This window comes from Streptococcus jiangnanensis (genome assembly GCF_040888325.1).
Lineage (GTDB): Bacteria > Bacillota > Bacilli > Lactobacillales > Streptococcaceae > Streptococcus > Streptococcus jiangnanensis.
Genome location: NZ_JBFNFF010000005.1, coordinates 15,267 through 36,052, shown reverse-complemented (window position 1 = coordinate 36,052; position 20,786 = coordinate 15,267). Strand labels below are relative to the sequence as shown.

Genomic DNA, 20,786 nt, shown 5'->3' with positions numbered 1-20,786 from the left:
AAGTGATAGAATGAAATCAAATGGGGGTTCCCCCTTAATAAAATAAAGGAGATGTTTAGACAAATGACAGCAACTAAACAACACAAAAAAGTGATCCTTGTCGGTGACGGTGCCGTAGGTTCATCTTACGCTTTTGCCCTCGTAACACAAGGAATTGCACAAGAACTTGGTATCATTGAAATTCCTCAATTGTTTGAAAAAGCAGTTGGTGATGCTGAAGACCTTAGCCACGCGCTAGCTTTTACTTCACCTAAAAAAATCTATGCAGCTAAGTACGAAGACTGTGCGGATGCAGACCTTGTAGTTATCACTGCTGGTGCTCCACAAAAACCAGGTGAAACTCGTCTTGACCTTGTAGGTAAAAACTTGGCAATCAACAAATCAATTGTTGAACAAGTTGTTGCATCTGGATTTGACGGTATCTTCCTTGTTGCTGCTAACCCAGTTGACGTCTTGACATACTCAACATGGAAATTCTCAGGTTTCCCTAAAGAACGCGTTATCGGTTCAGGTACTTCACTTGACTCAGCTCGTTTCCGTCAAGCACTTGCTGAAACTATCGGTGTTGATGCACGTTCAGTTCACGCCTACATCATGGGTGAACACGGTGACTCTGAGTTTGCTGTTTGGTCACACGCTAACGTTGCCGGTGTTAAATTGGAACAATGGTTGCAAGCTAACCGTGACTTGAATGAAGCTGACCTTGTTGAACTCTTCATCTCAGTTCGTGATGCAGCTTACTCAATCATCAACAAAAAAGGTGCTACTTATTACGGTATCGCCGTTGCCCTTGCTCGTATCACTCGTGCTATCCTTGACGATGAAAATGCGGTGCTACCACTTTCTGTATTCCAAGAAGGTCAATACGGTGTTGAAAATGTCTTTATCGGTCAACCTGCTATCGTTGGTGCACACGGTATCGTTCGCCCAGTTAACATCCCATTGAACGATGCTGAAACTCAAAAAATGCAAGCATCAGCTAAAGAATTGCAAGCTATCATTGATGAAGCATGGAAAAACCCTGAATTCCAAGCAGCTTCTAAAAACTAATGAAAAGAAGGTTCTCATCCATGGGAACCTTTTTCTTTTTGCACAGAATCATAACTCAACTCTTCAAATAAACAAAAAAAGCCTGTTGATCAAGCTAGGAAGCTTGATACAATAGGCTTTTTGAAAATTCATTATTTAACAGCGTCTTTAAGAGCTTTACCAGCTTTGAATGCTGGAACTTTAGAAGCTGCGATTTTGATTTCTTTACCAGTTTGTGGGTTGCGACCTTTACGTGCAGCACGCTCACGAACTTCAAAGTTACCGAAACCGATCAATTGAACTTTTTCACCAGCTGCAAGGTATTCAGTTACTGCTGCAAATACAGCGTCAACTGCTGCTGCTGAATCTTTCTTAGTCAATTCTGTAGCTTCTGCTACTTTAGCGATCAAATCTTGTTTGTTTGCCATGTTAACAAATCCTCCAAATAATTTCTAATTAACAAATATAATCATATCCTAAAATCGGCTATAGGTCAAGTCAAAAACACTATTTTGACTATTTTTTCTCTATTTTTTTAGGAATTGTAGCGAATTAGAATTGCCCAAGCATTCTCTCCAGTATGAGTTTGAATAATAGAGCCAGTTTCCAATACAGAGATTGGCTTCTCAACATAAGGTTGCAATAATGCCTTCATCTCATTCGCCCATTCGTTCGTTCCAGCATAGGAAATTCCAATTTCTGCAACTGATTTTTGGGAAAGAGTATTGGTTAATTCCTCAAGCCACTTTTTGAAAGTTTTCGCTCCACGTCCTTTGGCGATTGGTTGGAGTTCGTGGTTTTTCATCTGCATTACTACACGAATATTCAAGAGTGAGCTTAGTAATCCTGTCACACGTCCAATACGACCACCCTTAACTAAGTTTTCTAGCGTCGAAACACCGATATAAAGTTCTGTATGATTTTTGACGTCCTCTACATGAGCTAAGATCGTTTCTAAGTCTTTACCCTCTTTAGCAAGTTTTGCGGCTTCAACAACTTGGAACTTCATCGCTTGATCTGTAAAGGAACTATCAATAACTGTTACATCAGCAGTTGAGAGACTTGCCCCTTGGCGAGCAGCTTCCACAGTTCCAGACAAGGCATGGGACATGTGAATGGCGATAATTTGACTGCCATCTTTACCTAGTTCTTCAAAGACCTCAGCAAACACTCCTACAGGTGGCTGGCTTGTTTTAGGCAGATTCTTACTTTGTTGCATAAGATGAAGGAATTCTCCCTCTTTCAAATCTGCATCCGAATAAAGCACACTATCAATCATAACTGATAGAGGGACAACAGTGATATTTAATTCTTTAACTACTTCTGGTTCGATAGTAACAGAAGAGTCCGTTACAATTTTTACTTGTGTCATAATTCAATCTTTCTATTCTTCTCGATAGGATTGGGATTTTCTCCTTTATTATATCAAAAAAATGATAAAAAATCATAAGTGATCCGATGAAAAGAACTGAATTTTTGGTATAATCTATCTATAGAAAAGTGAGGAACAGCCATGATTCGAAAACTTCAACCGATTATCACTATTATTTTTGGAGCTGCTATCTATGCCTTCGGTCTTACTTACTTTGTTGTTCCTTATCATTTATTTGAGGGAGGGGCGACAGGTATTACCTTGATTACCTACTATCTTTTTAAGATTCCTGTCTCATTGATGAACCTCTTGATTAATATCCCTTTATTTATCCTGGCTTGGAAGATATTTGGACCTAAGACCCTCTACTCCAGCCTTCTAGGATCTATTTCACTTTCCATTTGGCTAGCAATCTTTGAGCGCATTCCTTTGCATATCGACTTGCAAGGAGATCTCATCATTGTCGCTTTAGTCTCAGGAGTCTTACTAGGGGTTGGTTTAGGAATTATCTTTAATGCTGGTGGAACCACTGGTGGCTCTGATATCGTTGCCCGTATCCTCAACAAATACACCAATATTTCGATTGGTAAATTGCTCTTTGGGATTGACTTTTTTATCCTAATGTTGATTTTGATTATCTTCCAGGACCTTCGTCTAGTTACCTATACCCTCTTATTTGACTTTATCATCGCTCGTGTTATTGACTTGATCGGTGAAGGGGGTTATGCTGGTAAAGGATTTATGATTATTACCCAATATCCTGATCAATTGGCCAAAGAGATTAACGATGAACTCGGACGTGGCGTTACCTTTATATCTGGTCAAGGCTACTACAGCAAAAAGGATTTAAAAATCATCTACTGTATCGTAGGTCGGAACGAAATCGTTAAAATGAAAGATATGATTCACAAAATCGACCCTCAAGCCTTTATCACTATCACTGAGGCTCATGAAATTCTGGGTGAAGGATTTACTTATGTGAAAGATTAAAAAAGCTGGGAATTCCCAGCTTTTATTCTTCTTCTGCGAGGGTTGAATGGCGGAACCCGTAAGTAAAGTAAATGACTAGACCAACTAGAAGAGCAATACCAAAGGCAATCCAGGTATCTAGACTATATTGAAGCATAAAGGAAACACAGATAAGAATGGAAAGAATTGGCAAAAGTGGCACCAAGGGAGTTTTAAACTCTCCCTCTTTTGGCATCCCCTTATCCTTTCTGAGTTTTATTATTCCATAGGCTAGCAAAATGAGATAAGCTAGCGTACAGATATTTAAGAAGGCTGCAATACTGGCTAGAGGAAAGACTCCTGCAGCAATGGCTGAAGCAACTCCTGTTAAGAGGGTCGCATTTTTAGGAACGCGACTAGTCTTGCTTAATTGTTTGAAACTTTGAGGTAAAAGTCCATCACGTGCTAAGCTATAAATCATCCGAGACAAAGCGTAAGTCATGGAGATACATACGGTTATCAGGGTTAGAATGGCTACAAGCGAAACATAATTTGCCGCCCAGCCGATACCAATACTCCGTAATGAAAATGCTACTGCATCGTCCACATTGAGCTTACTGTAGTGAACAATCCCTGTCAATACTAAGGTAACCAAAGCATAGAGAATGGTGACGATTGTCAGAGAAAGCACAATTCCGCGAGGAATATTTTTTTGCGGACTTTGAATTTCATCAACTGCCATGGAAATAGATTCAAATCCGAGAAAACCAAAGAACATCAAAGATGCGCCCGCCATAATCCCAGTACTTCCACCATATAGTTGACCAAAACCAAATGGAGCAAAATTCGTCCAATTTTCAGGCTTAATGTACCAAATACCAACTAGGATAAATAAGGCGAGAGCTGAGAATTTCAAGACCACTAAAAGCGAATTAAATCTCAAAGCTGCCTTAGAATTTAATAAAACCAATCCCGTTACCAATGTCAGTACTAAAATAGGTAGAAGATCGATATAGGTACCTTGTTCAGGGTTAAAGGTTCCATTCAAGGCTTGGGGCATGGAGATACCATAATTACTGAGCAATCCCTTAAAGTAAGCTGCCCAGCCAGACGCCACACCTGAAACAGCCGTCATGAATTCCATGATGGTCAGCCAACCAGCAATCCAGGCTGGCAATTCTCCTAGAATTGCATAGAGGTAACTATAAGCACCACCAGTAGCAGGCACACGAGAGGCAAATTCTGCGAAAAAGAGAGCTGAAAGAGAAACACACAGGGCAGAAATTACAATGGAAATCACTAGTGATGGACCAGCTAAGGTAGCAGCTGCTGTTCCTGTAATGGTGAAAATCCCCGTCCCCACCATAGCACCAATCCCTAGAAGAATCAAATCCCACAATTTCAAATGGCGATGCATCTCTGTCTGTCTCAGACTAACATCCTTGGTTCTAAAAATATTCATACTTCATCTCCACTAAATGTAATTGTTTTATTTTACCATATAAAAGTATTTTTGTGAATATTTATTAGGTTCTTTTTTGAAAAAAATTCTGAACAGAAAGGATTCCTGTTCAGAATTTGCATTTTTAACCACTGATTCTTTCAATTAGTTACTGATCAAGCGAGTAGGCTCAACAGTATACTCCATTGAAAGTTTTTTGGAGATTTGGGATTTTTTAAACTTCAAAGTAAGGGAACGGACGGTCACTGTCTAAAGGACGATTTGGAACTTCTTGTTCCAAAATAGCGCGCCAACCAGATACCAATTCTTCAAAAGTCAATTGGGCTTCTGGAGAAGCTGTTGTCAGCTTCCGACCAAACCAAGCCATGGTTGCAGTTTCAAACTGAAGCATAGCGTACTGGATTACTGGTACATTTGCCTCTTCATAATTTTCATTTACTGCACGCGCTACTTCTGCCGCTTGCGGAAGGAGTTGATTGATGATTTTATCAACAACAGTCGCATCCATCTCTCTCCATGAAAGAAGTTGACCATTTACCTGATAAAAGAGCTCAAAGGTTTCTTGATTTTCTTTGAAATTAGTAAGAACAAAAGCACGTTCCACGGCCTCAGGACCACCAACGCCTTTTACAGCGTTTATCAAGAGGTTTTGTTCCATTTGTCGCCAATAATCATCTGCTTCTTCTACTAAATCAACTGTAAAAGGTGGAACAATTTCCTCGACAGGAATTTCACCTTTATTCGCTTTTTCAACATTACCAAATAATTTTTTTAAGAATCCCATTTGCTTCTCCTTTTTGGACTTATCCGACTGAACCTTCCATTTCATAGCTAATCAAGCGGTTCAGCTCAACTGCGTATTCCATTGGAAGTTCTTTTGTGAAGGGTTCCACAAATCCCATGACAATCATCTCGGTTGCCTCAGATTCTGACAAACCACGACTCATGAGGTAGTAGAGTTGTTCCTCTGAAATCTTAGATACTTTGGCTTCGTGCTCCAAAGCAACTTGCGAGTTGTGAATTTCATTAAACGGAATGGTATCTGATGCTGACAAGTCATCCATGATAATGGTATCACACTCAATGTGAGAAACAGATTTCTTAGAGTTCTTGTTAAAGGTTACTTGTCCACGGTAGTCCACCTTTCCTCCGCCTTTAGCGATAGACTTAGACACGATAGACGAGCTTGTATGTGGGGCGTTGTGGATCATCTTAGCCCCCGTGTCTTGGTGTTGCCCTGCATTGGCAAAGGCGATAGAGAGCATGGTTCCACGCGCTCCTTCTCCATCAAGGTAAACAGACGGGTATTTCATGGTTGTTTTAGCACCCAAGTTTCCATCGATCCACTCAACAGTCGCATCTTTCAAGGCTTTGGCACGTTTTGTTACCAAGTTATAGACATTATCAGACCAGTTTTGAATGGTTGTATAACGCATATAAGCTCCGTCCAAAGCGAAAATTTCTACAATAGCAGCGTGCAAGCTGTTACTTGAATAAGTTGGCGCTGTACAGCCTTCTACGTAGTGGACACTCGCTCCTTCGTCAACAATAATCAAGGTACGTTCGAACTGACCTGTATTTTCGTTATTGATACGGAAGTAGGTTTGAAGTGGGATATCTACCTTAACACCTTTTGGTACGTAGATAAAGGTTCCACCAGACCATACTGCTGAGTTGAGGGCTGCCAACTTGTTATCAGTCGGCGGTACCAACTTCGCAAAGTATTGTTTAAACAAGTCTGGGTATTCCTTGAGGGCAGAATCTGTATCTGTAAAGATAATACCCAATTTCTGGAACTCTTCCTTCATATTGTGGTAAACAACTTCTGACTCGTACTGAGCAGAGGCCCCTGCTAGATAAGCACGCTCAGCTTCTGGAATCCCGATACGTTCAAAGGTTTCTTTGATTTTTTCAGGTACATCGTCCCAAGAACGGGCTGGTTTATCAGAAGGTTTTTGGTAATAGATCAAGTCATCAAAGTCAATCTCTGACAAGTCTGCTCCCCAGGTTTGCATAGGCATTTTTTTGAAGGTTTCATAAGACTTCAAACGGAATTCTAACATCCACTCAGGTTCTCCCTTAGCAGCTGATAATTCGCGAATGACTTCTTCGTTCAATCCTTTTCCTGTCGATAGGACAGGCTCTACATCGTCATGGAAACCAAATTTATATTCACCAAGGTCAATTGGTTTTGGTTCTACTCTTTCTTCAGCCATAATATCCTTTCTTTCATTCTTCATTTCTACTGATTCATAAGACAAAAGAAACTTGTCTTACTGTTTTTCTTGATCTTCAATTGTTTTCTTAAGTGCATTCCAAGCTAGAGTTGCACACTTAATCCGTTGTGGGAATTTGGCAACACCTGATAAGAAAGCTGCATCGCCAAGTTGGTCTTGGCGGTCATCTTTTTGACCTTGAACCATTTCTGAAAAAATGGTCGCAAGCTCTAAAATTTCTTGTTTGGTCTTGCCTAAAACTGCATCTGTCATCATACTAGCAGAGGCAGTTGAAATCGTGCATCCTGAATTTAGAAAAGCAATATCTTCCAAACGGTCCTCTGCGTCAAACTTGACAGAGAGGTTGATGACATCCCCACAGGTTGGATTATTGAGGCTGATTTGCTCAGCATCTTCCAGCTTCCCTTGGTGATGTGGATTTTTCGAATGGTCTGCCACCACTGCCATATAAAGGCTATCTAGTTTAGAAAGTGCCATTGAAAAACTCCTTTGTCTTTTGTAGGGCATCGACTAGCTTGTCACAATCTGCCTTGGTATTGTAGATATAAAAACTTGCACGAGCTGTTGCTGGAACTTCCAAATACTGAAGCAAAGGTTGGGCGCAATGGTGACCGGCACGAACCGCTACTCCTTCATAATCCAGAGCTGTCGCGAGGTCGTGGGGATGAAGGTCACCTAGATTAAAGGCAATGACACCTGAACGTTTAGCCAGGTCTTGCGAACCATAAATGGTTAACCCTTCAATTTCCTGCAATTTTGGAAAGACGTATGCAATCAATTCCTGTTCATGAGATTCAATGGCATCCATACCAATCTTTTCCAGATAATCCACTGCTGCAGCAAGTCCGATAGCACCTGCCATATTGGGAGTCCCAGCCTCAAATTTCCAAGGCAATTCCTTCCAACTAGCAGATTGTTCGTAGACGAAATCAATCATCTCGCCACCAAACTCAACTGGTGACATTTGTTCCAGATACTTTTCTTTACCGTAAAGAACACCAATACCAGTTGGTCCAGCCATCTTGTGACCTGAAAAAGCAAAGAAGTCCACATCCAAGTTCTGGACATCAATCTTCATATGGGGCGTAGATTGAGCACCATCCACCACCATAATAGCTCCAACTTGGTGGGCCAATTGAGTGATTTCCTTGATCGGATTGACCACACCAAGAACATTTGAGGCGTGAGCTAGGGAGACAAACTTGACTTTATCAGTCAATTTAGCTCGCAAGTCATCCATATCCAGAGCTCCATTCTTGAGATAAACATAGACAAGCTCTGCCCCAGTCTTGCGGCAGACCTCCTGCCAAGGAATGATATTGGAATGGTGTTCCATGACAGAAATCAAGACCTGGTCTCCCTCAGTCAGGATTTCCTCAGCGAAGTATGCCACCCAGTTAAGGCTGGTTGTCGTTCCTCTGGTGAAGAGAACTTCCTTTGTAGAGCCTGCATTGATAAACTTACGAATGGTCTCACGAGCCGCCTCATAGGAAGCTGTCGCCCGCTCAGCCAAGGTATGAACACCACGGTGAACATTGGCATTGTCCTGCTCATAGTAGCGGTTGATTGTTTCCAGAACTGCTAGTGGTTTTTGTGTCGTCGCGGCATTGTCCAGATAGACCAGAGGTTCATCGTTGACAATCTGGTCTAAAATTGGAAAATCCTTGCGAATCGCTTCTACATCTAACATAGGCTTCCCCTTAGCGTTTTGACAATTTTTCTTCGATCGTTGCAATCATTTCATCACGAACTTCCTTGACTGGAATCTCAACAATTACGGAGCCAAGAAAACCAAGAACAACCAAGCGTTCAGCAGTTGCCTTATCCAAGCCACGGCTCATGAGGTAGTACATATCTTCTGGATCCACCTGACCGATAGAAGCCGCGTGACCTGCAGTTACGTCATTTTCATCAATCAAAAGAATTGGGTTGGCATCGGAACGCGCTTGGTCTGAAAGCATGAGAACTCGACTTTCTTGTTGGGCATCTGCTCCCTTAGCGCCTTTGATGATGTGACCGATACCGTTGAAGGTCAAAGTTGCTTTTTCAAGGATAACCCCATGTTGGAGGATATTTCCGATAGAGTTGCAACCGTAGTTAGTCACTCGAGTATCAATCCCTTGAACCTGACGGCCACTTGAAAGAGCTACGACTTTAAGGTCAGCATGGCTACCATTTCCAATCAAGTCGCTATCAAAGTCCGCAACGACATTTCCTTCATTCATGACACCAATCGCCCAGTCAATGCTTGCATCGTTGCCTAGTTTACCACGGCGGCTAATGTAGGCAGTGACATTTTCACCTAAACGGTCAATAGCAGCAAATTTCACTTGCGCACCAGAACGTGCAATCACTTCAACTGTGATATTGGCAGTTGCTTTTGCACTACCTCCACCACGTGACTCTAGACGTTCAAGATAGCTTATCTTACTGTTTTTACCAGCAATGATAAGGATATGCTTGTTAAATGGCACATCACTATCGCTGTCTTGGTAGAAAATACCTTCGATTGGCTCTGTAATTTCTACGTTATCTGGAATGTAGAGAACAGCACCACTGTTAAAATAAGCTGTGTGGTAGGCTGCCAACTTGTCGTCATCATACTTAACTGATGACATGAAGAATTCCTCAATAAGTTCTGGAATTTCTTCTAAAGCTGAGTGGAAGTCTGTAAAGATTACTCCTTGTTCAGCCAATTCAACTGGAGTTTGTTCAAAAACAGTCTGCGTTCCTACTTGAACCAACTTCAAGTGATTATCTAGAGCTGTGAAGTCTGCAACATTTGCTGAAGGTTCACTTTCTGTGATGGTTCCATCTCCCAGATTCCAGCGGTGAAATTTGACACGCTCAATAACTGGTAATTCCAAACTCTCAATCTTATCAAAAGCTTTTTGACGGAGGTCAGCCAACCAGCTTGGTTCAGCGTGCATTTCTGAAAAAAGTTTAATATTCTCTTTAGTCATTTACTTCTCCTAAAAGATACGAGGGAATTACAATTCTTCCTTGTAGTCGTAGCCAAGTTCTTCAGCTAGTTTTGCGTATCCTTCACGTTCCAAACGGGCAGCCAATTCTGGACCACCAGAAAGGACCACACGACCTTCCATCATCACGTGGACCACATCAGGTGTGATGTAGTTCAAAAGACGTTGGTAGTGTGTGATAATCATAGCACCAAAGCCTTCACCACGCATGGCATTGACACCTTTCGATACAACTTTAAGGGCGTCAATATCAAGACCTGAGTCAATCTCATCCAAAAGGGCAAAAGTTGGTTCCAACATCAAGAGTTGAAGAATTTCATTACGTTTTTTCTCACCACCAGAGAAACCTTCGTTTAGGTAACGCTCTGCCATTTCTTCTTTCATGTTGAGCAATTCCATTTTCTCGTCTAGTTTAGTGATGAACTCACGAACCGAAATCTTTTCATCATCTTCTTTACCAGCATTCATGGCTGCACGAAGAAACTCTGCATTGGTAATTCCAGGAATTTCAGATGGGTATTGCATAGCAAGGAAAAGTCCCATACGCGCACGCTCGTCCACTTCCAACTCAAGGATATTTACGCCATCAAACAAGACCTCACCTTTAGTAACTTCATAGTTAGGGTTCCCCATGATAGCGGCAGAAAGAGTCGATTTACCAGTACCATTTGGTCCCATGATAGCTGCGATTTCTCCTGTTTTCAGAGTCAGATTGACTCCTTTCAAAATTTCTTTTCCTTCAATCTCAACGTGAAGATCTTTGATCTCTAATACTGACATGATAGTTCCTTTCTTTTTCTAGCCTACTCCCTTTATCCTTAGAGAAATCACTTACATTTCTCAAAAAATACAAGAAAAGGTCCATAAATATACTCTACTAGTATAACAAAAAAAAGCCTAAAAGGCTTTGATTTTGTTTAGAAGCTAGTGACTAATCCTTGCGGTTTAGGTGCTGATCAATGGCATCTACTATTTTCCCCATTACATAACTTAATCTAAAATTTCGAAAAAGTAGAATGGCCCAAAAGGCTGCCATGAAATAGCGACCAGTCATCCAAGCTTCATTGAAAAAATAAGTCTCAGCAGCAGTAAATAGTGCTATCACGATAAATTGTTGTCTAGTCATAGGATTATTGTACCATGAAATCCACTTTTAGTCTTCTTCGACCATGACTTTATCAGCCAGAAATTCAAATCCCTCTGGAATCAGGCTCTCTTCTTCTACCTCTTGATCTGCCTGAGAAGACTTGTTTTTAGCTGAAAATGCTGCACGAACCTCTTTCCATTCCTCTAGGGAAATTGCCAGGATTTCAGGTGAAAATCCAGCCGCCTGGCTGAGAATATTGCCAAACATGGTATTGAGGTTATCCCGTTTCATGGTTTGTCCTGCATTGAAATTGGATTCAAAAGCTAAAATCGCATGGTGTTCGTTGGCCGCAACTGGTTGAGAACCTACGAGAAGAGCCTTATCAGGTCCAGCTAAACTCTCAATCACTTCTCCCCACGCATTCTGTAGGCGAATCAAGTTTTGCCGTGCCAATTCAGGATGTTCAACAGCTTCTTGTAGGATAGCCTGAACCTTATTACGGTCTACTCGATAGACTGTCTTGGAAGTGGCTGGACGGCTAGGGACTGGCGCCACTTGTTTAGGCACCGTTCCAACATTAGCAAGTTCTTGTTTGAGACGAGCGACTTCCTGTCTCAGTGCAGAAATCTCACCTTCGACAGCTTCTGAAAACATTGGTTCAGGCTTAATCTCCGCTAAACGAATGGTCATCATCTCAGCATAAATCTTAGGTTGCAGGCTAGCTTTCATATCCGCCAAGCTCACAGTCGCTATTCGAATCATTTCAAAGAGACTTTCCTGAGAAAGAGCTAGATTGTCCATAAAAACTGGACTGTGATGAGTATTTTCGCCACCTGTCTGAACAACTAGTAGATCACGCAAATACTGCAAGAGATCCGTCACAAAACGAGTCATGCTCTTGCCATTTTCAAACAAAAGATTCAAAGAATCAAGCGCTTTTGGAACATCCTGCTGAGACAAGGCAGCTACATAGTCATCAAGTGCTGATAGACTAATGGTGCCTGTAATCTCCTCAGAGATAGCAGTCGTGAGCTCATTTCCCTGTGTCAAACTCAAGGCTTGGTCCAGAATAGACAAGGCATCCCGCATTCCACCTTCAGCTCGTCTGGCAATGATTTCCACAGCATCTGGTTCAGAACTGATATTTTCTTTTTCTAAAATATGATGAATATGTGCCGTGATATCTTGCTTTCGAATCGATTTAAACTCAAAACGTTGGACACGCGATAAAATAGTTGCTGGAATCTTGTGCAATTCGGTAGTCGCCAAGATAAAGACAACATTTTGAGTTGGTTCTTCTAACGTCTTTAAAAGCGCATTAAAAGCTCCTGTAGACAGCATATGAACCTCGTCTATGATATAGACCTTATAACGTGCCAAACTAGGAGCATAGGTGGATTTATCACGAATTTCTCGGATTTCATCAACTCCGTTATTCGAAGCCGCATCCATTTCGATAACATCTTCTAAGCTACCTTCTGTCACTGCTTGGCAGATATAGCAGTTATTACATGGTTCTCCGTCCACTTGGTTCGGGCAGTTCATAGCCTTGGCAAAAATCTTGGCTACGCTGGTCTTCCCAGTCCCACGAGGGCCTGAGAAAAGATAGGCATGACTAATCTTTTCCTGCTCGACCGCTTGTTTTAGGGTTTTAGCCACGACTTCTTGACCTACTAGTTGTGAAAAAGTCTGGCTTCTATATTTTCGATAAAGTGCTTGATACATTAGGCTTTCTCCTCAAACATCGTAAAGTCCCATTCTGTCTTCTCAAGCAAAATAGCGACAAATTGTTCCAAGTAATCGCGGTCAATGGCATTGTAATCATCAATAAGTGAAGAATCCAGGTCTAAGACACCCAGCAATTGACCATTCTTGAGCATGGGAACCACGATTTCACTCTTGGCCATACTATCACAAGAAATGTAGTTTGGATAGGTGCTCACATCCCCAACTAAAACAGTCTCTTGAAACTCAGCAGCTTCTCCACACACGCCTTTCCCAAGCGGAATGCGAATGCACGAAACGCCGCCCTGAAAAGGCCCTAAAATCAACTCGTTACCATCAAACAGATAAAACCCTGCAAATACAGTATTCGGAAAGCGAGATTTTAGGAGGGCACTAGCATTCGAAAGATTGGCAAGAACATTGGTCTCACCTTCAAGTAAATAAGAAAGTTCCTCATTTAACAATTGATATTGTGATTGTTTTTCTGAATCTAACATAGAACTATTATATCAAAAATGAGAAAGAGACAAAAGAAAAATCCCTTGTTTTAAACAAAGGATTTTGTGATTATCAATTTGATTAAAGTTCGATATCACCGAACAAGTCAGCCATTGAGAATCCTGTTTGTGTTTCTGGAAGTTCGAAATCACGTTTTTCTTGACGTTTTGGACGACGTGGACGAGCAGCACGTTTTTCTTCTTTTTGTCCTTCTTCTTGAGCTGGACGTTCTTCAAGAGCTTTGATAGAAAGTGATACACGTTCTGCGTCAGCGTTAACATCAAGGACTTTAACAGTAACTTCTTGACCAACAGTAAGAGCTTCTTTTGGATTTTCGATACGTTTGTGTGAAATTTGTGATACGTGAACAAGTCCATCGATACCTGGCAATACCTCAACAAATGCACCAAAGTCAGTCAAACGTTTAACTGTTCCTTCTACTACATCACCTTTAGCCAATTTTTGCTCAACGCCATCCCATGGTCCAGGTGTTGTTGCTTTAAGTGAAAGTGATACGCGACCTTCTTCTTCGTTAAGATCAAGGATCTTCACTTCGATTTCTTCACCAACAGTTACAACTGATTTAGGTGATACGTTACGTTCGTGTGACAATTCAGTCAAGTGAACCAATCCGTCAACTCCACCAAGGTCGATGAAAGCACCAAAGCTAGTGATACGAGCAACTTTACCAGTTACGACATCACCAACAGCCAATTTACCGAATACTTCAGCACGAGCTGCTGCAGTAGCTGCTTCAACAACTTCACGACGTGAAAGGATGAAACGGTTTTCTTTAGGATCAACTTCCTTGATTTTAGCATCAAATTCTTGACCTACGAAACGCTCAGTGTTACGTACGAAACGAGTATCCAACATTGAAGCTGGGATAAATCCACGAACACCTTCAAATTCTACTGAAAGTCCACCTTTAACGGCACGAGTTCCTTTAACAGTAACAACTTCTTCTTCGCGTCCTACAAGTTTGTCCCATGCTTTGCGAGCTTCAAGGCGTTTTTTAGATACAAGGTATGTAACTGTATCAGTATCTTTACCAACTACTTGACGAAGTACAAGAACATCCAATACTTCTCCTACTTTAACAAAGTCATTGATATCTGCATCGCGATCGTTTGTCAATTCGCGAAGAGTCAAGACACCTTCAACACCAGTCCCAGAGATTGCAACGTTAGCTTGAGTCGCATCAACTGTCAATACTTCAGCACTAACAACATCACCAGGCTCAACTTGGCTAACGCTATTTAGCAAATCTTCAAATTCGTTCATCTAAAAAATCCTCCAACAATCAAGTTTTTCCAAACTTGACATACTTATAATTTTTTTCCTAAGCACCCGCAAAGACATGTTCATATCGTTCACGTCTTTCAATTATAAAAATAAAATACCCTAAGATATTTTTCTTTTTATCTTGAATTTATTACCTAAGNTACTTATAATTTTTTTCCTAAGCACCCGCAAAGACATGTTCATATCGTTCACGTCTTTCAATTATAAAAATAAAATACCCTAAGATATTTTTCTTTTTATCTTGAATTTATTACCTAAGAACTGGGGTAGCTGGATTCGAACCAACGCATGAGGGAGTCAAAGTCCCTTGCCTTACCGCTTGGCTATACCCCATTGATGAATGGAGAGAGAGGGATTCGAACCCCCGAACCCGAAGGAGCGGATTTACAGTCCGCCGCGTTTAGCCTCTTCGCTATCTCTCCAATGTTTAACGAGAACTATTATATCATGAAATTTTCAATAAAACAAGTATTATTTTGTCAAATTATAGTTTTCAATCAAAATTTCCACAGCTTTTTCAAGTTTTTTATAAAAACTATCGACATTTCCATTCTTTATGATGGCAAATTGGCTATCTAATTCGGCAATTTCCCCAATAACCTTTTTCCCGATCGTCAAAACGTATCCTTCATAGCTGTCTTTTCCAACAGTCACTTTTGCATCCGTTAATTGGATTTCAATTTTCTTATCTTTTTTACTCATACTGTACCTCTTTTCACTTTTTCTATTGTACAAGAAAATGTTCAAACTAGCAAGAAAAAACTCCATTTCAGCCATTACAACTGCTACGGAGTTCTTCTTTACTTCATGTCTTTTAGTCCACTTTGACAATCCATCCTTCAGGCGCTTCTACATCACCAAATTGGATACCGGTCAATTCGTCATAGAGTTTACGTGTAACAGGACCTACTTCTGTTTCACTATAGAAAACATGGAAATCATCGCCATGTTGGATTCCCCCAATTGGAGAAATGACCGCTGCTGTTCCACAAGCACCTGCCTCTACAAAACGCTCCAAATTATCGATTGGAACATCGCCTTCAATCGGAGTCAATCCCAAGCGGTGTTCTGCCAAGTAAAGCAAAGAGTACTTGGTAATGGATGGCAAGATGGATGGACTCAATGGTGTTACAAATTCATTGTCAGCTGTAATTCCAAAGAAGTTAGCTGATCCGACTTCTTCAATCTTTGTATGTGTAGATGGATCTAGGTAGATAACATCTGAAAATTGGCGTGACTTGGCCATTTTACCTGGGAGGAGACTAGCAGCATAGTTACCTCCAACCTTAGCCGCACCCGTACCATTTGGAGCTGCACGGTCGTATTCATCCTGAATCAAGAAGTTAGTTGGGACTAAACCACCTTTAAAATAGTTACCTACTGGCATAGCAAAGATGGTGAAAATATATTCTTCTGCTGGTTTAACCCCAATAATATCCCCAACACCAATCAAAAGTGGACGAAGATAAAGGGTTCCACCTGTTCCATATGGTGGGACGTATTCTTCATTTGCACGCACAACTGCTTTACAAGCTTCTACAAACATTTCTGTTGGAACTTGTGGCATCAAAAGACGGTCACAAGTACGTTGCAAACGCTTAGCATTTTCGTCAGGACGGAACAATTGAACACTGCCGTCCTTGGTACGATAGGCTTTCAATCCCTCAAATGCTTGCTGTCCATAGTGGAGACTTGGAGAAGACTCTGAAATATGCAAGGTTGCATCCTCTGTCAATTCTCCTTGATCCCATTGACCATTTTTGTAGTGAGCGATATAACGGTAAGGTAATTTCATATAAGCAAATCCAAGGTTTTCCCAATCAATTGCAACTGTCATGTGTTTCTCCTTTATACTAATCAAACTATGTGTTCTATTCTACACTTTTCTAGTGAAATTTCAAGTATTATTTGTAATTTTCTGAAAATTTTTTCAACATAAAGAAATCAGCCCTCTGGACTGATTCTTTTTAAGAATTTGCTTTATCTTCTTTAAAGACTTCTTTGAGGTAAGCATCGAAAACTTCCTCATCTGAAATCGTGTCTGAAATAAAGCTTCCATTGCTAGTACGTTCTGACAAGTTGAGGTCTTGCAATCGGCTTTCATAGATTGTTCCCTTGTTAGATTGGACAAGCAGCGTTTGGTCGTTTTCTTCAACTTCTGTACTAAAGAGATCACCAACGAAACCTTGCTCTGCAACTGCTCCAGCCAAGAAGACTCGGTGCGGTTTGTTTTTCAACTCACGCAAGACTTGTAGACCTCGTTTAGCACGGCTGGTCGCTGGAATTTCCTCAATGGAAACACGTTTCAAGCTTCCACGTTGGGTCAAGAGGTAGAAGGATGAGGTGTTACAGATGAAGGCTGCCTGGAGGACATCATCTTCTTTCAGGTTCATAGCCTTGACACCTGCAGCCTTGGCACCAACAACCGGAACCTCTTCGATATTGAAACGAAGGGCATAACCGTTTTGACTAATCAAAAGAACATCATCTAGTTTAATTGAAGCCACTGCTACAATTTGGTCTGTCTCGTCTTTAAGTTTAGCGTACTTGACAGATTTAGACTTGTAGGTCCGCCATGGAGAGAACTCTTTGCGTTCTACACGCTTGATTTGGCCGAGGCGAGTTGCTGCAAAATAAGTTGTCGCATCATCAAACTGATCTACTACTTCTGCATAGAGTATTTCTTCGTTCGTTTCAAAGTTTGTAATGGTCTGGCTCAGATGCTCTCCGATATCCTTCCAGCGAATATCTGCCAATTCATGGATTGGTCGATAAATGACATTTCCAAGAGTAGTGAACATCAAGAGGTGCTGGGTTGTCTTGGCAGTTTGCACAAAGATCAAACGATCATCATCACGTTTGCCAATTTCTTCCAGCGTAGAAGCTGCAAAGGAACGTGGGCTAGTACGCTTGATATAGCCTGCCTTAGTCACGCTGACATAAGTATCTTCCTCGGCAATCAAACTAGCTGTATCAATCTCGATTGCTTTCGCAGTATCTTCCAAAGTACTCAAACGTGGTGTCGCAAATTTCTTTTTAACCTCACGAAGTTCTTTCTTCATGAGATTGTACATAGTCCGTTCATCACCAATGATAGCCGCAAGCATGGCAATCTTTTCACGCAATTCTGCTTCTTCTTCCTGCAAGACAACCACGTCTGTATTGGTCAAACGGTAAAGTTGCAAGGTAACGATGGCCTCAGCCTGCTCCTCAGTAAACTCATAGCTGACCTTGAGGTTTTCCTTGGCGTCAGCCTTATTCTCAGAAGCACGGATAAGGGCAATGACTTCATCCAAAATCGAGATAACGCGAATCAAACCTTCCACGATATGGAGACGTTTTTCGGCCTTTTCCTTGTCAAAGCGAGAACGCGCCAAGATCACTTCACGACGGTGGGCAATATAGCTAGACAATATAGGCACAATGCCAACCTGACGAGGGGTGAAATTGTCAATCGCAACCATGTTGAAGTTGTAGTTGATTTGCAAGTCAGTGTATTTGAAGAGATAGTTAAGAACCAGCTCGGTATTCGCATCTTTCTTAAGTTCAATAGCGATACGAAGACCGTCACGGTCAGACTCATCACGAACCTCAGCAATACCAGCCACCTTGTTATTGACACGAACATCATCGATTTTCTTGACGAGATTAGCCTTATTGATTTCATAAGGAATCTCAGTGATAACGATTTGTTCCTTACCACCTTTTAACTTTTCAATCTCCGTCTTAGAACGAACAACCACGCGCCCCTTCCCAGTTTCATAGGCTTTCTTGATTTCATCACTCCCTTGAATGATAGCCCCTGTAGGGAAGTCTGGTCCAGGCAAGAATTCCATGAGTTTTTCAACTTTGGCCGTTGGGTGATCAATCATGTAAACCGTGGCATCAATAACATCAGCTAAATTATGGGGAGGAATGTCTGTGGCATAACCAGCCGAAATCCCAGTCGAACCATTGACCAAGAGGTTTGGAAATGCTGCTGGCAGGACTGTCGGCTCTTTCTCGGTATCGTCAAAGTTCCATGCAAAAGGAACGGTCTTTTTCTCGATATCTTGAAGAAGGTAGCCTGCAATCTCAGACAAACGAGCCTCTGTATAACGCATAGCAGCAGGTGGATCCCCGTCCATGGAACCGTTATTACCGTGCATTTCAACCAGAATCTCACGGTTTTTCCAGTCCTGAGACATACGAACCATAGCATCATAGATAGAAGAATCCCCGTGTGGGTGAAAATTCCCCATGATGTTACCGACAGACTTGGCCGACTTACGGTAGCTCTTGTCAAAGGTATTGCCATCCTTATTCATCGAATAAAGAATACGACGTTGCACAGGCTTCAATCCATCACGAATATCTGGCAAAGCCCGGTCTTGAATGATGTACTTGGAGTAGCGACCAAAGCGCTCTCCCATGATGTCCTCAAGGGACATGTTTTGAATGTTACTCATATAGGATACAAAGCCCGTAAAATGCAAAGGAAATTTATCTTTTTCACACAGTATTTAGGGCGTGTTCAACTCCTTTCAAAGAATGTAGAGTGGGGTTTTATAGAATAAGGGATAATTTACAGAAATTAGTCCCGTGTTCAGTTACTATATATAACAAAACTATCTTTTCTGTAGTTTAATCTTTTAAATTATATACTTTATTTAGTTAGTGATTCGAAAGTCTCTCCTCAGCATACTCAATCATCCTCTCCGCCACTGCCTTATCATAGTCAAGGCCTATCTTGTTAGCAAAAGATTGAGCCTCTTGGTGGAAAAGTTTCATTGTTGCAAATAAAGACTGAGTGATTTTTTCTAAACTGGATAAATCAAGCAGATTTGAGAATTGCTTCTCTTTCTCAGCAGGTAAATAGTTAAAGAGATACTTATAGTTCTTGCCGATATCGACTCTTCCCCTATCACTGGCTACCTGCCAAGCTAAGACCTTCAAGAGTTCTTGTTGACAAATACCATAAAGATGATCAATGGCATAGAGTAGTTGTTTACGACAGATTCCTTTGACTACGTAGGCTGACACCCACCAAAATTCATTGCAGGCTTTTTCAAAATCAATCGGGCTAGCTGGGCTCGTCCAGTAACGTTGAGGACTCGGTGAATAAGGTTCAAACAAACCATTAGGATCTTCTAAAATGGTGAATCCTGCCTCACTATCCACCCACTCTTGCATGTGCTCTTTGGGGCAGAGGGTCAAATCAATCCGATTGCCATCTTCAAAGAGCATGAGATAAAGGCGACGGTGTCCCAGTACATTATACTGTTCAATCAAGCGTTTGCCAAACCGATCCAACCAAGAAAGGTCACTCGTCAGATTATCTAAATCCTCCACAACATAGACCACGTCGTAATCTTGAAACTCATCTTTTGGAGCTTTTGGATTTGTCCGTGAACCAGACATGGCGACAGCTTCAACTTGTAAAGTTTTAGCTGTTTGTAAAATCAATCTCAGCATTTGCGCTTCACTTCTATGTTGTCTGCACATATCTTTTATAGAATTATTTTTCATTGCCGTCTTGCTCCTCTTGTTTTTGGATGCCTCGTATTCTTTTCATCTCAAGTTCGCCTACGATTAATTGGATAGTTGAACAAATCCCCGAAACGATTAAAATAAAATAAAACAAATTCATATCGTTTCTATGATATATTTGAAAGCTTCTCCATAATACAAAAGTATTTACTAATGAAAGAAGGAAAAGTAAAATAGCATTGAATAGGAGTGTTATAGCAAACTTACTCTTAAAATACCTATAATGTTTTCCAATCCGATAGAGGGTATATAGTGAGAAAACAATCATCAAAGGTGTGAAGGCAAGTGCATAAAATAAGATAAACCCTATTCCTGAGTATGGTTTACTTTCAATTGGTAGATCTAATAGACAGATACCAACAGTGAGGATGTTCATTATAAACAAAGATACTGTGCGAGCACACTCTTTTCTACCTTTATTGGTCATTAAATCATATATAATTCCAAAAATGGCCAAGAGAACAAGGAAAAAAGGCATCATTAATAACGTAATCAATCCAGCACCTCCAATAGTTTTAGCGATTGTTTACCTAAAAAAGATAATCATCACCTTTACTTGAACTTTACAACTCCCCTGTCTGGTATAGGTTATACCCTTAAAGAAACGGGTCTG

At 41.1% G+C, this 20,786-nt stretch carries 20 protein-coding genes and 2 tRNA genes; 2 read left to right on the top strand and 20 right to left on the bottom strand.

Translation table 11 applies throughout. The features are described from left to right. Positions 1–63: 63 nt before the first annotated feature. Positions 64–1,050: an L-lactate dehydrogenase gene (locus AB2B49_RS07405; protein WP_000127489.1), complete on the top strand. Its 987-nt coding sequence runs from the start codon at positions 64–66 to the stop codon at positions 1,048–1,050. A gap of 131 nt (positions 1,051–1,181) precedes the next feature. Here AB2B49_RS07405 and AB2B49_RS07400 read toward each other — a convergent pair whose 3' ends face one another. Next, entirely contained in the window at positions 1,182–1,457 is a 276-nt protein-coding gene (locus AB2B49_RS07400) for an HU family DNA-binding protein (protein ID WP_001284636.1), read from the bottom strand. A 107-nt stretch (positions 1,458–1,564) separates the two neighbouring features. Then, entirely contained in the window at positions 1,565–2,401 is an 837-nt protein-coding gene (locus AB2B49_RS07395; RefSeq protein ID WP_000195456.1) for a DegV family protein, read from the bottom strand. A 141-nt stretch (positions 2,402–2,542) separates the two neighbouring features. Here AB2B49_RS07395 and AB2B49_RS07390 point away from each other — a divergent pair, with 141 nt between their 5' ends. Continuing rightward, positions 2,543–3,391, top strand: a complete 849-nt coding sequence (locus tag AB2B49_RS07390) for a YitT family protein (protein ID WP_070567545.1) — start codon at positions 2,543–2,545, stop codon at positions 3,389–3,391. Between the two features lie 22 nt (positions 3,392–3,413). Here AB2B49_RS07390 and AB2B49_RS07385 read toward each other — a convergent pair whose 3' ends face one another. From AB2B49_RS07385 to AB2B49_RS07300, 18 genes are all read right to left on the bottom strand, one after another. After that, the gene (locus AB2B49_RS07385; RefSeq protein ID WP_215804735.1) at positions 3,414–4,811 is read right to left on the bottom strand and encodes an APC family permease; all 1,398 of its coding nucleotides are present in this window, start codon (positions 4,809–4,811) and stop codon (positions 3,414–3,416) included. Between the two features lie 214 nt (positions 4,812–5,025). Continuing rightward, the gene (locus tag AB2B49_RS07380) at positions 5,026–5,595 is read right to left on the bottom strand and encodes a hypothetical protein (protein ID WP_049505933.1); all 570 of its coding nucleotides are present in this window, start codon (positions 5,593–5,595) and stop codon (positions 5,026–5,028) included. 19 nt (positions 5,596–5,614) lie between these two features. Continuing rightward, positions 5,615–7,027, bottom strand: coding sequence for a Fe-S cluster assembly protein SufB (gene sufB / locus AB2B49_RS07375; RefSeq protein ID WP_000797056.1), 1,413 nt, complete (start codon positions 7,025–7,027; stop codon positions 5,615–5,617). Between the two features lie 57 nt (positions 7,028–7,084). Next, positions 7,085–7,525, bottom strand: coding sequence for a Fe-S cluster assembly sulfur transfer protein SufU (sufU, locus tag AB2B49_RS07370; protein ID WP_001218473.1), 441 nt, complete (start codon positions 7,523–7,525; stop codon positions 7,085–7,087). After that, entirely contained in the window at positions 7,512–8,738 is a 1,227-nt protein-coding gene (locus AB2B49_RS07365; protein WP_049505935.1) for a cysteine desulfurase, read from the bottom strand. The genes sufU and AB2B49_RS07365 overlap by 14 nt, the downstream gene beginning before the upstream one ends. A gap of 10 nt (positions 8,739–8,748) precedes the next feature. After that, complete coding sequence (gene sufD, locus AB2B49_RS07360; RefSeq protein WP_049505936.1) at positions 8,749–10,011, bottom strand: Fe-S cluster assembly protein SufD; 1,263 nt, start codon at positions 10,009–10,011, stop codon at positions 8,749–8,751. Between the two features lie 27 nt (positions 10,012–10,038). Then, positions 10,039–10,809: a Fe-S cluster assembly ATPase SufC gene (gene sufC, locus AB2B49_RS07355; protein WP_000114489.1), complete on the bottom strand. Its 771-nt coding sequence runs from the start codon at positions 10,807–10,809 to the stop codon at positions 10,039–10,041. Positions 10,810–10,960: 151 nt separating this feature from the next. Beyond that, the gene (locus tag AB2B49_RS07350) at positions 10,961–11,155 is read right to left on the bottom strand and encodes a DUF3272 family protein (RefSeq protein WP_000198269.1); all 195 of its coding nucleotides are present in this window, start codon (positions 11,153–11,155) and stop codon (positions 10,961–10,963) included. 27 nt (positions 11,156–11,182) lie between these two features. Further along, complete coding sequence (gene dnaX / locus AB2B49_RS07345) at positions 11,183–12,841, bottom strand: DNA polymerase III subunit gamma/tau (protein WP_049505938.1); 1,659 nt, start codon at positions 12,839–12,841, stop codon at positions 11,183–11,185. Further along, a complete protein-coding gene (locus AB2B49_RS07340; RefSeq protein WP_049505940.1) occupies positions 12,841–13,338 on the bottom strand; it encodes a GAF domain-containing protein in 498 nt (165 codons plus the stop codon). The genes dnaX and AB2B49_RS07340 overlap by 1 nt, the downstream gene beginning before the upstream one ends. Positions 13,339–13,420: 82 nt before the next feature. Further along, positions 13,421–14,623, bottom strand: coding sequence for a 30S ribosomal protein S1 (rpsA, locus tag AB2B49_RS07335; protein ID WP_001001617.1), 1,203 nt, complete (start codon positions 14,621–14,623; stop codon positions 13,421–13,423). 282 nt (positions 14,624–14,905) lie between these two features. Next, a tRNA-Gln gene (locus tag AB2B49_RS07330) sits at positions 14,906–14,977 on the bottom strand. 8 nt (positions 14,978–14,985) lie between these two features. After that, a tRNA-Tyr gene (locus AB2B49_RS07325) sits at positions 14,986–15,066 on the bottom strand. 49 nt (positions 15,067–15,115) lie between these two features. Further along, complete coding sequence (locus AB2B49_RS07320) at positions 15,116–15,346, bottom strand: DUF2969 domain-containing protein (RefSeq protein ID WP_000037107.1); 231 nt, start codon at positions 15,344–15,346, stop codon at positions 15,116–15,118. A 112-nt stretch (positions 15,347–15,458) separates the two neighbouring features. Next, on the bottom strand, positions 15,459–16,481 hold the full coding sequence (locus AB2B49_RS07315) for a branched-chain amino acid aminotransferase (RefSeq protein ID WP_049490137.1): 1,023 nt from the start codon (positions 16,479–16,481) through the stop codon (positions 15,459–15,461). A 130-nt stretch (positions 16,482–16,611) separates the two neighbouring features. After that, on the bottom strand, positions 16,612–19,092 hold the full coding sequence (gene parC / locus AB2B49_RS07310; RefSeq protein WP_076984601.1) for a DNA topoisomerase IV subunit A: 2,481 nt from the start codon (positions 19,090–19,092) through the stop codon (positions 16,612–16,614). Between the two features lie 205 nt (positions 19,093–19,297). Beyond that, positions 19,298–20,152, bottom strand: a complete 855-nt coding sequence (locus AB2B49_RS07305) for an aminoglycoside 6-adenylyltransferase (protein WP_049504522.1) — start codon at positions 20,150–20,152, stop codon at positions 19,298–19,300. Beyond that, the gene (locus AB2B49_RS07300; protein WP_049504519.1) at positions 20,142–20,654 is read right to left on the bottom strand and encodes a hypothetical protein; all 513 of its coding nucleotides are present in this window, start codon (positions 20,652–20,654) and stop codon (positions 20,142–20,144) included. The genes AB2B49_RS07305 and AB2B49_RS07300 overlap by 11 nt, the downstream gene beginning before the upstream one ends. Positions 20,655–20,786 lie beyond the last annotated feature (132 nt).

Excerpts from the sequence above, each read along its gene's own strand:
- AB2B49_RS07405 (WP_000127489.1), top strand. The coding sequence starts at position 64 with ATGACAGCAACTAAACAACACAAAAAAGTGATCCTTGTCGGTGACGGT.
- AB2B49_RS07400 (WP_001284636.1), bottom strand. The coding sequence starts at position 1,457 with ATGGCAAACAAACAAGATTTGATCGCTAAAGTAGCAGAAGCTACAGAA.
- AB2B49_RS07395 (WP_000195456.1), bottom strand. The coding sequence starts at position 2,401 with ATGACACAAGTAAAAATTGTAACGGACTCTTCTGTTACTATCGAACCA.
- AB2B49_RS07390 (WP_070567545.1), top strand. The coding sequence starts at position 2,543 with ATGATTCGAAAACTTCAACCGATTATCACTATTATTTTTGGAGCTGCT.
- AB2B49_RS07385 (WP_215804735.1), bottom strand. The coding sequence starts at position 4,811 with ATGAATATTTTTAGAACCAAGGATGTTAGTCTGAGACAGACAGAGATG.
- AB2B49_RS07380 (WP_049505933.1), bottom strand. The coding sequence starts at position 5,595 with ATGGGATTCTTAAAAAAATTATTTGGTAATGTTGAAAAAGCGAATAAA.
- sufB (WP_000797056.1), bottom strand. The coding sequence starts at position 7,027 with ATGGCTGAAGAAAGAGTAGAACCAAAACCAATTGACCTTGGTGAATAT.
- sufU (WP_001218473.1), bottom strand. The coding sequence starts at position 7,525 with ATGGCACTTTCTAAACTAGATAGCCTTTATATGGCAGTGGTGGCAGAC.
- AB2B49_RS07365 (WP_049505935.1), bottom strand. The coding sequence starts at position 8,738 with ATGTTAGATGTAGAAGCGATTCGCAAGGATTTTCCAATTTTAGACCAG.
- sufD (WP_049505936.1), bottom strand. The coding sequence starts at position 10,011 with ATGACTAAAGAGAATATTAAACTTTTTTCAGAAATGCACGCTGAACCA.
- sufC (WP_000114489.1), bottom strand. The coding sequence starts at position 10,809 with ATGTCAGTATTAGAGATCAAAGATCTTCACGTTGAGATTGAAGGAAAA.
- AB2B49_RS07350 (WP_000198269.1), bottom strand. The coding sequence starts at position 11,155 with ATGACTAGACAACAATTTATCGTGATAGCACTATTTACTGCTGCTGAG.
- dnaX (WP_049505938.1), bottom strand. The coding sequence starts at position 12,841 with ATGTATCAAGCACTTTATCGAAAATATAGAAGCCAGACTTTTTCACAA.
- AB2B49_RS07340 (WP_049505940.1), bottom strand. The coding sequence starts at position 13,338 with ATGTTAGATTCAGAAAAACAATCACAATATCAATTGTTAAATGAGGAA.
- rpsA (WP_001001617.1), bottom strand. The coding sequence starts at position 14,623 with ATGAACGAATTTGAAGATTTGCTAAATAGCGTTAGCCAAGTTGAGCCT.
- AB2B49_RS07320 (WP_000037107.1), bottom strand. The coding sequence starts at position 15,346 with ATGAGTAAAAAAGATAAGAAAATTGAAATCCAATTAACGGATGCAAAA.
- AB2B49_RS07315 (WP_049490137.1), bottom strand. The coding sequence starts at position 16,481 with ATGACAGTTGCAATTGATTGGGAAAACCTTGGATTTGCTTATATGAAA.
- parC (WP_076984601.1), bottom strand. The coding sequence starts at position 19,092 with ATGAGTAACATTCAAAACATGTCCCTTGAGGACATCATGGGAGAGCGC.
- AB2B49_RS07305 (WP_049504522.1), bottom strand. The coding sequence starts at position 20,152 with ATGAAAAATAATTCTATAAAAGATATGTGCAGACAACATAGAAGTGAA.
- AB2B49_RS07300 (WP_049504519.1), bottom strand. The coding sequence starts at position 20,654 with ATGATGCCTTTTTTCCTTGTTCTCTTGGCCATTTTTGGAATTATATAT.